Here is a 13,348-nt window from a genome sequence, read left to right as displayed (position 1 = left end):
TTTCACCCGCAGCGCTTTTCTTGCAGCCTTGGTAATTGGTGAAAGCAGCAGGGACAGCCGATCTCCCTCCTTGCGGGGGAGATGGCCGGCAGGCCAGAGGGGGGTGCCTCGCGCCAAGGTTTCGCGAACACGCGCTTTGAGACTTCATCGTCAAACCTGCAGAATCGAGGAAACGAGCAACTGGGTGTAGGGCGCGCGCGGGTCGTCGAGCACGCGGTCGGTGAGGCCGCTTTCGACGACGCGGCCGTCCTTCATCACCATCATGCGCTGCGACAACAGCCGCGCCACGGCAAGGTCATGGGTGACGACGATGGCCGCCAGGCCGAGATCGGTGACCAGCCCGCGCAACAGATCGAGCAGGCGCGCCTGGACCGAGACATCGAGGCCGCCGGTCGGTTCGTCCATGAACACCAGACGCGGGCCGGTGACGAGGTTGCGGGCGATCTGCAGGCGCTGGCGCATCCCGCCGGAAAAGGCGCGCGGTTCGTCGTCGATGCGGTCCTCGTCGATCTCGACGCGCGACAGCCAGTCGACCGCGGTGGCGCGGATCTTGCCGTAGTGGCGGTCGCCGACCGCCATCAGCCGCTCGCCGACATTGGCGCCGGCCGATACCGTCATGCGCAGGCCGTCGGCCGGGTTTTGGTGGACAAACCCCCAGTCGGTGCGCATCAGGAAGCGGCGCTCGGCCTCACTCATGCGGTAGAGTTCGCGGAACTGGCCATCGCGCATGCGGTAGCTGGCGGTGCCGGAGGAGGGCAGCAGCCGCGTCGACAGGCAGTTGAGCAATGTCGTCTTGCCGGAGCCGGACTCGCCGACCACAGCCAGGACTTCGCCCGGCCACAGGTCGAAGGAGACGTTGTCGCAGCCGACGCGCGAGCCGTAGAATTTGGAAAGTGCCGAGACGCGCAGCAGCGGTTCGTCGGTCATTGCTTCTCCTTACCCTCCCCCTTGTGGGGAGGGTCGGCGCGCAGCGCCGGGGTGGGGGTTGAGTGGGCCGTAGATTGGTCAAGACCCCCCGCGCCTTCGGCGCGACCTCCCCACAAGGGGGAGGTAGGGGCGTTGCGCCGCTTCTCGCAATGGTCTGTGTCCGAGCAGACGAACATGTGGCCGCCATGGTCGTCGAGGATGACCTCGTCGAGATAGACATTCTCGGCCGCGCACAGCGCGCAGGGCTGGTCGAAGGTCTGCACCTCGAACGGATGATCCTCGAAGTCGAGGCTGACCACGTCGGTGAACGGCGGCACCGCATAGATGCGCTTTTCGCGGCCGGCGCCGAACAGCTGCAGCGCCGGTGAGCGATGCATCTTGGGATTGTCGAATTTCGGCGTCGGCGACGGGTCCATCACATAGCGGCCCTCGACCTTGACCGGATAGGCATAGGTGGTGGCGATGCGGCCGTGTTTGGCGATGTCCTCGTAGAGCTTGACATGCATGAGGCCGTATTCCTCCAGCGCATGCATCTTGCGCGTTTCGGTCTCTCGCGGTTCAAGGAAGCGCAGCGGCTCAGGGATAGGCACCTGATAAACAAGCACCTGGCCCGCCGTCAGCGGACGCTCGGGGATGCGGTGGCGGGTCTGGATGATGGTGGCGCTGGCTGTGTCGGTGGTCACCGCGACGTTGGCGACCTTCTTGAAGAAGGCACGGATCGAGACTGCGTTGGTGGTGTCGTCGGCACCCTGGTCGATCACCTTCAAGACATCATCGGGGCCGATGATTGAAGCGGTGACCTGGACGCCGCCGGTGCCCCAGCCATAGGGCATCGGCATTTCGCGCGAGGCGAACGGCACCTGGTAGCCGGGAATGGCGATGCCCTTGAGGATCGCCCGGCGGATCATCCTTTTGGTCTGCTCGTCGAGATAGGCGAAGTTGTAGGTGGCGATGTCGGTCATGGCGATCACATCCACATTGTGCTATTGAATTGGCGTCCAGGACGCGGAAACAGGGGCGAAATCGGATGACCCAGACCGCTTGGCTGCATATCGGAATTCTGCTGCTGGCGTTCGTCGGCGTGGTCGCGTTTATCCTCCGAAGAATGGTTTTTCCCGCAGCCAGGGAAGGCGCGCATGGCGAGAGCGTTGGCATCGGCGGCGGCTACAGTGGCGGGCATGGCGACCATTCGCACGACAGCGGTGGCGGTGATGGCGGGTCGGGCGACTAGGCTCATTCCGCCGCCTCCTTCTTGTCTTCCAGCATGTCGGCATTTCCGCGGGCGTCGTATTCGGCGCGCATGCGGCGCACGAGGTCGAGTTCGGCCTGGAAGTCGACATAGTGCGGCAGCTTCAGATGTTCGACGAAGCCGGTCGCCTGGACGTTGTCGGAATGCGAAATGACGAACTCCTCGTCCTGCGCGGCGGCGACGACATCCTCGCCGAGTTCGGAGGCGCGCAGCGCCCGGTCGCAAAGCGCCATCGCCATCGCCTTGCGCTCGCTCTGGCCGAAGACCAGGCCGTAGCCGCGGGTGAACTGCGGCGGCGCCTTGGCTGAGCCTTTGAACTGGTTGACCATCTGGCATTCGGTGACGCGGACAGTGCCGAGCGGGACAGCGAAGGGCAGTTCGGGCACGTCGAGCTCAAGCTCGACCTCGCCGATGCGGATCTCGCCGACGAAGGGATGGTTGCGGGCATAGCCGCGCTGGGTGGAATAGCCGAGCGCCAGCAAAAAGCCCTCGTCGCCGCGTGACAGCGCCTGCAGGCGGATGTCGCGCGCCATCGGGAATTCCAGCGGCTCGCGGGTGATGTCGCCGGGGACATGGTCCTGCGGCATGTCGCCGTCCGGTTCGATCAAGCCTTCGCGGGCGAGGATCGCCGATACGCGCGGCATGGCTTGCGCTTCCGTCTCGCGCCGCAAGGGCTCGGCGACGTCGGCGCCGGCGGCAAGCTCGGGATCGAGCAGCCGGTGGGTGTAGTCGAATGTGGGCCCGAGCAATTGGCCGCCGGGCAGGTCCTTATAGGTCGCCGACACGCGCCGCTCGACCAGCATTCCGGCGGTGTCGATGGGCCTGGTGTAGCCGAAGCGCGGCAGCGTGGTGCGATAGGCGCGCACCAGGAAGATCGCCTCGATCAGGTCGCCGCGCGCCTGGACGATTGCGAGTGCCGCCAACTCTCGGTCGTAGAGCGAGCCTTCGCTCATCACCCGATCCACGCCGAGCGCCAGCTGCTCGACGATCTGGTCGAGGCGAAGGGCCGGCACCGAACGGTCGCCGCGTCGGCGGTCGGCAAGCAGGCTGTGGGCGTTGGCGATTGCGGCTTCGCCACCTTTTACCGCGACATACATTTTTTACGCCTCCATTGTCTTGATGCGCGTCGTGCGCGGCAGGCAGGCAATGCCATCTGATGTGGCGAGTATGATGTCGACGCCTCTGGGAAAGCGCTTGATGTTCTGCTTCCACTGCTCGACGAAATGGCGCGGCATCTGTGCCGGCGCGATCGTGGCGCTGGTTTCGATGCCGGGACCTTCGAGCAACAGCGGCGTGCCGGACACGAGATCGCCGACTTGCAGGATCAGCGTGGTCGAACGGTCGGGATAGTCCTGGGTGCCCTGCGAAAAACCATCGAGCGACATCATCTCGGCCGGGGCCGCGATGAAGGCGAAATGCGCATCGGCCGGTGTGTTGGCCAATGGCGCGCCGGTGTGGAACCCAAGCCAGGGTCTGATCGCGGTGGAAGCTTGCAGGGTCTGGTCGAGCCAGAGCGGGGTGTCGTTATCGCACAGCGCCAGTGCGATGGCGCCGGCGGCCGCCGAGAGCGGCGCCGGCGGGCGGGCGAAGGCCGGCAGCGGCTGCACGCTGCCTGGCCGCGCCATTGCGTCCATGACGGCGCGGAACACCGTCTGGGCATTGAAGACCGGATCGGCGAAACCGCCCTCTATCGATTGCGCTGCAATGTCCATCAGTCTTCTCCGCGAACCATGGTGAAGAAATCCACCTTCGTTGCCGCCGTCTCGGCGCGGCGTTTTTCATGCGCTGCGGTCAGAGCCGACCGCAGGGGCGCTATCAGTCCGGTCTCGACTTCATTGCGGCGGGCAGGATCCTGCCACAGCGCGTCGGCGATGGCCGCCAGCTTCGCCTTCTGCTTGTCGCGGCCAAGCGCATAGCAATGTCCGACCTGCCCGGAGGGCAGCCGGACGGTGGCGCGGGTGACGGTCGCCTCGCCGACGTTGAAGGGCGCGCCGCCGCCGCCGATGCGGCCGCGCACGGTGACCAGCCCGGTCTCGGGGCCGCGCAGCAGTTCTGCTTCCGAAGGCAATCCGGCTTCATTCCAGAGCCGGACGATGTCATCGCCGCTGGATTGCGCCAGTGTCGCCATGGCGGCCTTGCGCTCGGCCTGGTCGCGGGCTTCCTGTCCTCGCATCAGCAGCATTCCTCTTTGTCAATTTGTCTATTGATATAGACAACTATACAAATTATACCTATTATCTAACGCGTGTCCATGACGGGTGGATGACAGCGATATAAGACTGGGCGCTGGAAGGTTGGGGCAATGATAGTCGGGCGGCTGGCAGCGGACAGCATCGAGCGGCGCAGTGGCGTTTCGCTGTGGCGGCAGATCGCCGACAAGATCCTGCATGCGATCGCCATCGGCGATTTCACGGAGAATGCAGCGTTGCCGCCGGAGGTGGCGCTGGCAGAACGCTATGGCGTCAACCGTCACACGGTGCGCAGCGCCATATCGGCCCTTGTAAGGGAAGGCGTGCTGCGGGCCGAGCAGGGGCGCGGCACCTTCGTACTGTCGCGCAAGCGGCTGTCCTATCCGATCGGCGCGCGCACACGCTTTTCGACAGGGCTGCAAGGGCAAACGACGGAACGGCACATCGTCCTGCTCGCCTCGTCGATCGAGCCGGCCAGCCAGCGCGTTGCCGAGGGCCTTGGCCTTGCCAGGGGAGCCGATGTGATCCGGTTGGAAACGCGCGGCGAAGCCGACGGACGGCCGGTGTCGCGTGCTGCCGGCTGGTTCGAGGCCCGGCGCTTTGCCGGCATCGATGCCGCGATGGCGCAAACCGGCTCGATCACCGCATCGCTGGCGCGTTTCGGCATCGACGACTATCTCCGGCAATCGACCGTGCTGTCGGCGCGCCATGCCGATGCGGCGGACCTTGCCGACCTCGACCTGCTGCCGGGCGCCATCGTGCTGGTCACGGTTGCCGTCAACGTCACGCCGGACGGCCAGCCGATCCAGTTTTCCGAGTCGCGCTTCCCGGCCGAGCGGGTGGAGCTGAAGCTGTCGGCGCTGTAGCTAACGTCGTCATCCTTGGGCGAAGCAGGAGCGCAGCTCCGTCGCGGAGACCCAAGGATCCATGCCGCGATCTCGGGCGAAGAGCGCAGCGGCGCAGAATTCTGCACCGAAGCAACGCTCTCAGGTCACGGCATGGATCCTATGGTCTGCGCCGCGTCGCTTCGCTCCTCGCTCCGCCATAGGATGACGAAGCGATGGATGTTGCGGCTAGTCGCCAAAGCATCAGATCTACCAAGTTGGGCGCTCAACGATCTCCGAATTCGTGTCGAACAGGCGCCTCTATCCGACCTCGATCACAGCCTTGATCAGGCCGGATTTCTCGTGTGCCCAGCGGGCGAGATCGCGCGGCGTGCCGGCGAGTGTGGTGCGGTGTGTGACGAGCTTGGCCAGGGGCACGGCGCCGTTGCGGATCGAGGCGGCGACGTGATCGAAGTCGGCGCGCAGCGCGTTGCGGCTGCCGATCAGCGTCATCTCGCGCTTGTGGAATTCCGGATCGGAAAAGCTGATGTCGTCCTTGACGACGGAGACCAGCACCAGCGTTCCGCCATGCGCGACATGGGCGAAAGCCGACTGCACCGATTGGGTGTTGCCGGTGGCGTCGAAGACGACATCGAAGCCTTCGCCTGATGTCGCTCCCTTGACCAGATCGGGCACCGCGCCGCGCGAGCCGTCGAGGGTCTGGAAACCAAGCTCGTTCGCGGCGAAGGCGAGCCTTTCACTGCTCATGTCGAGCAGCGTCACGTCGAGCCCGGCGATGCGGGCGAAGATGGCGGTACCGAGCCCGATCGGGCCAGCGCCGATGACCAGCGTGCGGGCGCCAGGGTCGGCGCGAGCGCGCCGCACGGCATGCGCTCCGATGGCCAGGAACTCGACTGCGGCGGCGTCGGCCAGCGACAGGCCGTTGGCCGGATAGAGATTTTGCGCCGGCACCAGGATCCGTTCGCACATGGCGCCGTCGCGATGCACGCCCAGCACCTCGATCCTGACGCAGCAATTCGGCTTGCCGTGCCAGCAGGCGATGCACTTGCCGCAGGAAAGATAGGGGTTGATGACGACCGGCTCGCCAACGGCAAGATCGACGCCGTCGCCGGTCTCGAGGATCGTTCCCGACACCTCATGGCCCATGATGCGGGGATAGGCGAGGAATGGGTGCTTGCCCTCGAAAATGTGGTAGTCGGTGCCGCAGATGCCGACATGGCTGACCGCCACCAGCGCCCAGCCGGCAGGCGGTGCCTCTGGTGAAGGCCGGTCTTCAAGGACAAGATCGCCGGGCGAACGGCAGAGGACGGCTTTCATGCGCTAATCCAGTCATGAAATCGCCGGCCCGTTGGTGTGGCGAACCGGCGGTTGATTGCGGGGTCGCTACTTGCCGCGGCGGCGCAGGCCGTCGAAGTAGACGATGATGATGATCAGCGCGCCGGTGATGATGCGCTGCCAGAACGAGTTGACGTTGAGCAGGTTGGCGCCGTTGTTGATGGTGGCCAGGATGAAGGCGCCGAGCAGTGGTCCGTGCACCGAGCCGACGGCGCCGAACAGCGAGGTGCCGCCGATGACCGAAGACGCGATCGCCTGCAGCTCCCAGCCCTCGGCCTGCGTCGGGTTGCCGATGCCGATGCGGGCGGCCAGCAGCACGCCGACAAAGGCGGCGCACAGGCCCGACAGCGTGTAGGCCATGTAGATGGTGCGCTGGACATTGACGCCGGACAGACGCGAAGCCTCGGCGTTGGAGCCGACCGAAAACAGGTATCGGCCCCAGCGGCTGTGGTGCAGGAAGATATAGGCCGGAATGCCGACCAGGATCACCATCCAGAACAGGTTGGGGATGCCGATGAAGGAATTGCGCGAGAAGGCGGTGAAGGTGTCGCTGTTGATGTTGATCGAATTGCCGTTGGTCATCAAAAGGCCGATGCCGCGCAGCGAGGTCAGCGTTGCCAGCGTGATGATGAAGGGCGGCAGGCCCATCTTGACGATGCCGAAGCCGTGGAACATGCCGATGGCGACGCCGACCAGCAGCGTCACCAGAATGGCGAGCCAGATGGGGAAGCCGGCATTGATCATCATGGCCACGACCACCGTGGCGAAACCGACCACGGCGCCGACCGACAGGTCGATGCCGCCGGTGATGATGACGAAAGTCTGGCCGACCGCCATGATGGCGATCATCGAGCCCTGGCGCAAGAGATTGGCCATGTTGTTGGCGGAGGCGAAGCTCGTCGTCGCCACGGAGAGAAGGATCCAGAGCAGAACCAGCAGCGCCAAAAGCGTCAGCCCAAACAGGACATTATAGTTGCGCTTCGGTTTTTCGACGGCAATCGCCTCGGTGCTCATATCTGTCCTCCCAGCTTTTCTTGTTTCTCGGCGAGCGCCTGAGTGAGAATATCCTCGTGGCTGGCGGCGTGAAAACCGTGCGTCGCCACCAGTTTGCCGCGCCGGAACACGTGCAGCGTGTCGGCGAGTTCATAGACTTCCGGCAGATAGGACGAGATCAGGATGATGCCGGCGCCCTTTGACAGCAGCGCGCCGAACAGGCGGTAGATCTCGGCCTTGGTCCCGACATCGACGCCGACCGTCGGTTCGTCGAAGATGAACAGCTTGGCGCCGTGCGCCAGCCATTTGCCGATGACGATCTTCTGCTGGTTGCCGCCCGACAGGCTGGATGCCAGCGCGCCGCGTGTCGGTGTCTTGATGCGCAGATCGGCGATCTGGCGATCGGCTTGCGTCTTCTCCTGCGTGCTCGAAATCAGCATATTGTTGGAGATACGCTTGTAGATCGGCAGGTTCAGGTTGAAGCCGACCGGCAGGTTGAGGCAGAGGCCCTGGTCGCGGCGGCTCTCCGGCGCCAGCGCCATGCCGAGCTTGATCGCGTCATGTTCGGAATTGACCTGCACCTCCTTGCCTTCCCAGAGGATCTGGCCGGCGGATTTGCGGTGGCGGCCGTAAAGCGTGGTGACGAACTCGCTGCGTCCGGCACCGATCAGGCCATAAAGCCCGACGATCTCGCCGGCGCGAACCGTCATCGAGACATTTTCGAAGCCCTTGCCGGACAGGTTCCTCGCCTCGATAATGGCGGCGCCCGGCGTGAAATGCTCCTTGTGATAGACCTGCTCGATCGAGCGGTTGATCATCATCTTGACCAGCTCGGCATCGTTGGTCTCGGCGATGTTGCGGGTGCCGACCAGCGTGCCGTCGCGCAGCACGGAAACACGGTCGGCGAGCTCGAACACTTCCTCCATGCGGTGGCTGATGTAGATGATCGTCACGCCTTCGCCCTTCAGCCGACGGATTAGGGTGAAAAGCTGGTCGGCCTCCTTGCGGGTGAGGTAGGCGGTCGGCTCGTCGAAGATCAGGAATTTGGTGCCGCGCACGGTGGCGCGGGCGGCGGCAATCAGCTGCTGCTGGCCGATGGTCAGGTCGCCAAGCGTGACATGCGCCGGCAGGTCGAAGCCGAGGTCGTCGATGATCGTCTGTGCTTGCCTGACCATGGCGCGCTGCTGCAGGATGCCGAAGCGTGAATTCTCCTCGCCGAGGAACATGTTGGCGGCGACCGTCAGGTGACGGCACAGCACGACTTCCTGGTGCACGGCATTGATGCCGAGCGCCATCGCCTCGTGCGGTGTGGCCAGGGCGGCCGGCTGGCCCTCCCAGGCAATCTCTCCGGAGGTGCGCGGCATGACGCCGGTCAGAAGCTTGATGAGCGTGGATTTGCCGGCGCCGTTCTCACCGACGATGGCGTGGATCTCACCGGACTTGAAGGCGAGGTCGACCGGCTTCAGCGCGTGGGTGCCGGGATAGCGCTTCTCCAGCCCGCGCAATTCGAGGATGGTCCGCCCCGGTTCCAGAACGGGTGTGGGATGCAGTTCCTGCGCCGTCGAAATCATGACAATCCTCCCAGATTGGCCTCCCGGATTGGCTTCCCAGGCTGGCCTCACGATTGGCACGCGGCGAGGCAAGGATATGCCTCGAAAACAGCCTAGCTCAGGCGTGCGGATTGCCAAGCCGTTTGTGCGGCAGCTTGTGTCTCCGGGGCGAGGTGCCCCGGAGACGATTGCGGATGCGACGGCTCAGAGCTTCGGATTGAGCAGCGCGTCGATCTTGGGGTCTTTCATGTTGTCCTTGGTCACCAGATTGGCGCCGGTGTCGACATTGGCTTCGACCTTCTCGCCTTTGGAGGCGGCGAGTGCGGTCTTGATGCCGTCATAGCCCATCCGGTACGGATCCTGGACGACGAGGGCGGAAATGACGCCGTCGTTGAGGAACTTGATCAGCTTCTCGTCGCTGTCGAAACCGACCAGCGCCAGTTTGCCGCCAAGGCTGTTTTCCGCGACAGCCTGGCCGACGCCCTGCGCCATGATCAGGTTGGAAGCGAAGATGCCCTTGAGGTTCGGGTTGGCGGTGATCAGGTCGGTGGCGATGTTGAGGCCGGTGGTGGCCTGGCCGTCGGCGTATTTATCGGCGACCAGCTTGAGGCCCGGATATTTGGCGGCCAGCTGTTCGGTGAAGCCCTGCTTGCGCTGTTCGAGCGAGCCGGCGCCCGGTGCGTTGGTGATCAGGGCGACGTCGCCCTCGATCTTGCCGCCGTTGGCGGCGCCGATGGCGGCTGCGAGGCCGTCGGCAGCGACGCGGCCGCCCTGGACGTTGTCGGTGGTCAGGAACGAGGTGAAGGCCTTGGAGTCGGCGCCGGAGTCGATGCCGATGACCTTGACCTTGGCAGCGGCTTCATCGATCGGCTTGCCAAGCGCCTTGAACTCGGTCGGCGCAATGACGATGGCCGCCGGGTTGCTGGCAACGGCGTTCTCGAGGATCGAGACCTGGCCGTTGACGTCGGTTTCAGCCTGGGCACCGAGTTCCGGCACATTGACGCCGAGATCCTTGCCGGCCTTGCGGGCGCCGGCCAGAACGATCTGCCAGTAGAAGGACGTGGTGTCCTTGACGATGATCGGAATGGTGACGTCCGCCGCCGAAACCGGCGCCGAATGCATGACGCCGGCGAGCATCGAAGCTGCTGCCAGCGCCATGACGGCGCGGCGGTTGAGAATGCTGGTCGCGAATTTCATGAGGTTTCCTCCCTAAGTCGCCCGGTGAACGTTACGGAAGCTCCGTCCGGATAGGCGCGGCCCGAACAGAACTTTATCAATAAAAAACAATTGCCATGTTTTGATAATGCATCGAACAGATCGATGCAAGCGGTGTTTGATCAGTCCTTGCGAGGTCTGGCAGAAGCAAATCCACCGCGCTGCTCCCCATTGACGCCGTCACGCTTCCGTTCCGTTCCGGGAATGTATGGAATATTAATTCCACCATTTCGTCAATATGGAATATCCATTCCTTCGTGTGACCGCAAGAATATGAAGTTTCACGCCAGCTCCTGCACCAGTGTGTGGGGACGATATCTGGCGTATTCCGTCTCCGGCACGTCGATGTCGAGCAGTTGGAGGTTGCGCGTCAGGTTCGCCAGCTTGGCGGTGCCGGTCAGCACGGTGGCGACGGCAGGTTCATGCAAGGGGAATTGGAACGCGGCGGCGGCGAGCGGATAGCCACCCTCGGCGGCGATCCTTTCCATTGCGCCGACGCGGTCGAGCACGTCATGGCTGGCAGGGCGGTAGTCGAAATGCGCGCCTTGCACCGGCCCGGTCGCCAGGATGCCGGAGTTGAACACGCCGCCAATGACCAAGGAGGTCTGCCGCGCCCGGCATAGGGGCAGCAACTCCGCTTCGGCACTGCGGTCGAGCAGGGAATAGCGGCTGGCGAGCAGGATGCAGTCGAGCGGCGCCTCGCGCATCACGTCCAGACAGATCTGCACCTCGTTGACGCCAAGCCCATAGGCGGAAATGACGCCGGACCGTTTCAGCTCTTCGAGTGCCTTGAGGCCGCCGTCCATCAGGTCGCGAAAGTGCAGCTTGGTCTTCTCGACACCATGGGTGTAGGCGCCGATGTCGTGGACAAACAGGATGTCTATCCTGTTTAGGCCAAGCCGCGCATAGCTGAACTCGACCGACCGCATGATGCCGTCATAGGAATAGTCGTAGTCGAGCGCGAAGGGCAGCGGATCGACATAGGAGTGATCGGGAACCTGATCCTCCGACACCGGGCGGAACAGCCGGCCGACCTTGGTCGACAGCACATAGGAATCGCGCGGCTTGTAGCGCAGGAAGTCGCCGAAGCGGCGCTCCGACAGTCCGAAACCGTAAAAGGGTGCGGTGTCGAAATAGCGCAGGCCGGCATCCCAGGCGCCCTGCAGCGTCTCCATCGCCGCTTCGCGCGAACAGGCGCGGTAAAGGCCGCCAAGTGCAGCGCCGCCAAAGCTGACCTCGGTGACTTCCAGCGCTGTCTGGCCGATGCGGCGTCTTTCCATGCACAACCTCCCCGTGGCCAGCCAACTGGCCGGCGCGCAGTCTACTTTATATCAGTAAAATCTAAAGTGTTGCGCCCAGATGCCAGGGCACGAACTCGTTGTCGCCGTAGCCGAAGTCCTCGCTCTTGGTCTTGCGGCCGGAAGCCGTTTCGACGATCAGTTCGAAGATCTCGCGGCCCATGCCGGCGATGGTCTTTTCACCCGAGGCGATGACGCCGCAATTGACGTCCATGTCCTCCTCCATCTGGTGGTACATCGTCGAGTTGGTGGCGACCTTGATCGACGGCGTCGGACGGCAGCCGAAGCAGGAGCCACGGCCGGTGGTGAAGACGATGACGTTGGCCCCGCCCGCCACCTGGCCGGTCGCCGAAACCGGGTCGTAGCCGGGCGTGTCCATGAACACCAGGCCGCTGCCAGTGACTTTTTCGGCGTAGCCGAAGACGCCGTTGAGCGGCGTCTGGCCGCCCTTGGCGACCGCGCCGAGCGACTTCTCCAGGATGGTGGTGAGGCCGCCGCGCTTGTTGCCGGGCGAGGGATTGTTGTCGATCGAGGCGCCGTGCTTGGCGACATGGTCCTCCCACCATTTCACGAAGCCGTCGAGCTTCTGCGCGATCTCCGGCGTTGCCGCGCGGTAGGCAAGCAGATGTTCGGCGCCATAGATCTCCGTCGTCTCGGAGAGGATGCCGATGCCGCCGACGCCGGCCAGGATGTCGACAGCCGCGCCCAGCGCCGGATTGGCTGTAATGCCCGACATGCCGTCGGAGCCGCCGCATTGCAGGCCGACGATGATCTCGCTGACCGGGATCGGCTCACGCTTCAGCTGGCCGACTTCCTCGGCGATCTCGGCCAGCACGCCCATCGCCTTTTCCACCGATTTGCGCGATCCGCCGGCGTCCTGGATGTTGAAATGGCGCTTGCCGGCAGCGACGCCCTTTTGGCCGTAGAGGGTGAGCTGGTTGACCTCGCAGCCGAGACCGACCATCAGCACGCCGCCGAAATTCGGGTGGCGGGCGTAGCCGGCGAGTGTACGGTGCAGCACCATCATGCCGTCGCCGGTGCCGCTCATGCCGCAGCCCTGGCCGTGCACGATCGGCACGAAGCCGTCGATGCCGGGATATTTCGGCAAAAGCGTGCGGTTGGCGGTGTCGGCGATGGAATGGCAGACGGTGGCCGAGCAATTGACGCTGGCGACGATGCCGATGAAGTTGCGCGTGCCGGCGCGGCCATCGGCGCGGCGATAGCCCATGAAGGTGCGGGTGCGGTCGGCCTCCGTCGCGTGCTCGGCCTCGCTCGGCGGCACGACCGGCAAGCGGCCGGATTCGAACACCAGATTGTGCGAATGCACGTGCTCGCCCGGCGCGATGTCCTGTGTCGCGCGACCGATCGCCTGGGCGTATTTCACCACGGCCTCGCCGGCGGCGATCGGCTTGATCGCCACCTTGTGGCCGGGCTCGATCAACACACTGGCGACGGCACCGCCCGGCAGCGCGGTGCCGATCTCGATGCGGCCGTTGGCGACGGCGACATTGTCGGCGGGGGATAGAAGAATGCAGTTGGAGGCGTTCACGGGCGGTTTCCTGGGTGATCCTGGGTTGCGCGGACGGATTGACACGCGTCTGTTTAGAGATATTGTCTTTTATCGTGAAAAAACAGTTTTGCGTCAATGGTTTTTTCACTGGGGAGTTCCGCATGTCTCCGGGTTGTTCCGGGAAGCAATTTCGCTTCTCAGAGCCATGCGAACGTCATATTGCGCTTCAAACCGTCC

General features: G+C 64.3%; 12 protein-coding genes and 1 pseudogene. 2 read left to right on the top strand and 11 right to left on the bottom strand.

The genetic code is table 11. The features are described from left to right. Positions 1 to 150: 150 nt before the first annotated feature. Complete coding sequence (gene phnK / locus NKJ37_RS22105) at positions 151 to 927, bottom strand: phosphonate C-P lyase system protein PhnK (protein ID WP_023760811.1); 777 nt, start codon at positions 925 to 927, stop codon at positions 151 to 153. Positions 928 to 1,061: 134 nt separating this feature from the next. Further along, positions 1,062 to 1,889: pseudogene (locus NKJ37_RS22100) on the bottom strand (alpha-D-ribose 1-methylphosphonate 5-phosphate C-P-lyase PhnJ); the annotation flags it as partial. A 65-nt stretch (positions 1,890 to 1,954) separates the two neighbouring features. Here NKJ37_RS22100 and NKJ37_RS22095 point away from each other — a divergent pair. Beyond that, a complete protein-coding gene (locus tag NKJ37_RS22095; protein WP_023812473.1) occupies positions 1,955 to 2,158 on the top strand; it encodes a hypothetical protein in 204 nt (67 codons plus the stop codon). 2 nt (positions 2,159 to 2,160) lie between these two features. Here NKJ37_RS22095 and NKJ37_RS22090 read toward each other — a convergent pair whose 3' ends face one another. From NKJ37_RS22090 to phnG, 3 genes are read right to left on the bottom strand one after another with little or no spacing between them, the layout of a single operon-like run. Then, on the bottom strand, positions 2,161 to 3,273 hold the full coding sequence (locus tag NKJ37_RS22090; protein WP_352774972.1) for a carbon-phosphorus lyase complex subunit: 1,113 nt from the start codon (positions 3,271 to 3,273) through the stop codon (positions 2,161 to 2,163). Positions 3,274 to 3,276: 3 nt separating this feature from the next. Beyond that, positions 3,277 to 3,888, bottom strand: coding sequence for a phosphonate C-P lyase system protein PhnH (gene phnH / locus NKJ37_RS22085; RefSeq protein WP_352774971.1), 612 nt, complete (start codon positions 3,886 to 3,888; stop codon positions 3,277 to 3,279). After that, positions 3,888 to 4,349, bottom strand: coding sequence for a phosphonate C-P lyase system protein PhnG (gene phnG / locus NKJ37_RS22080; protein ID WP_023812476.1), 462 nt, complete (start codon positions 4,347 to 4,349; stop codon positions 3,888 to 3,890). Before phnG ends, phnH begins: the two co-directional genes overlap by 1 nt. A 132-nt stretch (positions 4,350 to 4,481) precedes the next feature. Between phnG and phnF the strand changes: the two genes are divergently transcribed. Beyond that, positions 4,482 to 5,231 carry a phosphonate metabolism transcriptional regulator PhnF gene (gene phnF, locus NKJ37_RS22075; RefSeq protein ID WP_023812477.1) on the top strand — a complete coding sequence of 250 codons (750 nt, stop codon included), beginning with the start codon at positions 4,482 to 4,484 and terminating at the stop codon, positions 5,229 to 5,231. A gap of 279 nt (positions 5,232 to 5,510) precedes the next feature. Here phnF and NKJ37_RS22070 read toward each other — a convergent pair whose 3' ends face one another. The 6 genes from NKJ37_RS22070 to NKJ37_RS22045 all read right to left on the bottom strand — a co-directional run bounded on the left by NKJ37_RS22070 (position 5,511) and on the right by NKJ37_RS22045 (position 13,150). Beyond that, positions 5,511 to 6,527 (bottom strand): zinc-binding alcohol dehydrogenase family protein, encoded by a 1,017-nt coding sequence (locus NKJ37_RS22070; protein ID WP_352774969.1) that lies wholly within the window; start codon positions 6,525 to 6,527, stop codon positions 5,511 to 5,513. 66 nt (positions 6,528 to 6,593) lie between these two features. Continuing rightward, positions 6,594 to 7,559, bottom strand: a complete 966-nt coding sequence (locus NKJ37_RS22065; protein ID WP_023812479.1) for an ABC transporter permease — start codon at positions 7,557 to 7,559, stop codon at positions 6,594 to 6,596. Next, the gene (locus tag NKJ37_RS22060) at positions 7,556 to 9,109 is read right to left on the bottom strand and encodes a sugar ABC transporter ATP-binding protein (protein WP_352774968.1); all 1,554 of its coding nucleotides are present in this window, start codon (positions 9,107 to 9,109) and stop codon (positions 7,556 to 7,558) included. The genes NKJ37_RS22065 and NKJ37_RS22060 overlap by 4 nt, the downstream gene beginning before the upstream one ends. A 183-nt stretch (positions 9,110 to 9,292) precedes the next feature. Beyond that, positions 9,293 to 10,285, bottom strand: a complete 993-nt coding sequence (locus NKJ37_RS22055) for an ABC transporter substrate-binding protein (protein ID WP_023812481.1) — start codon at positions 10,283 to 10,285, stop codon at positions 9,293 to 9,295. Positions 10,286 to 10,584: 299 nt separating this feature from the next. Beyond that, the gene (locus tag NKJ37_RS22050) at positions 10,585 to 11,583 is read right to left on the bottom strand and encodes an aldo/keto reductase (protein ID WP_023812482.1); all 999 of its coding nucleotides are present in this window, start codon (positions 11,581 to 11,583) and stop codon (positions 10,585 to 10,587) included. A gap of 61 nt (positions 11,584 to 11,644) precedes the next feature. After that, a complete protein-coding gene (locus tag NKJ37_RS22045; protein WP_352774966.1) occupies positions 11,645 to 13,150 on the bottom strand; it encodes a UxaA family hydrolase in 1,506 nt (501 codons plus the stop codon). Positions 13,151 to 13,348: the final 198 nt, after the last annotated feature.

The organism is Mesorhizobium sp. M0140, from assembly GCF_040322475.1.
In the GTDB taxonomy this organism is placed as follows: domain Bacteria; phylum Pseudomonadota; class Alphaproteobacteria; order Rhizobiales; family Rhizobiaceae; genus Mesorhizobium.
Note: the sequence above shows the minus strand (reverse complement) of the source record. Positions and strands in the feature narration are given on the sequence as shown.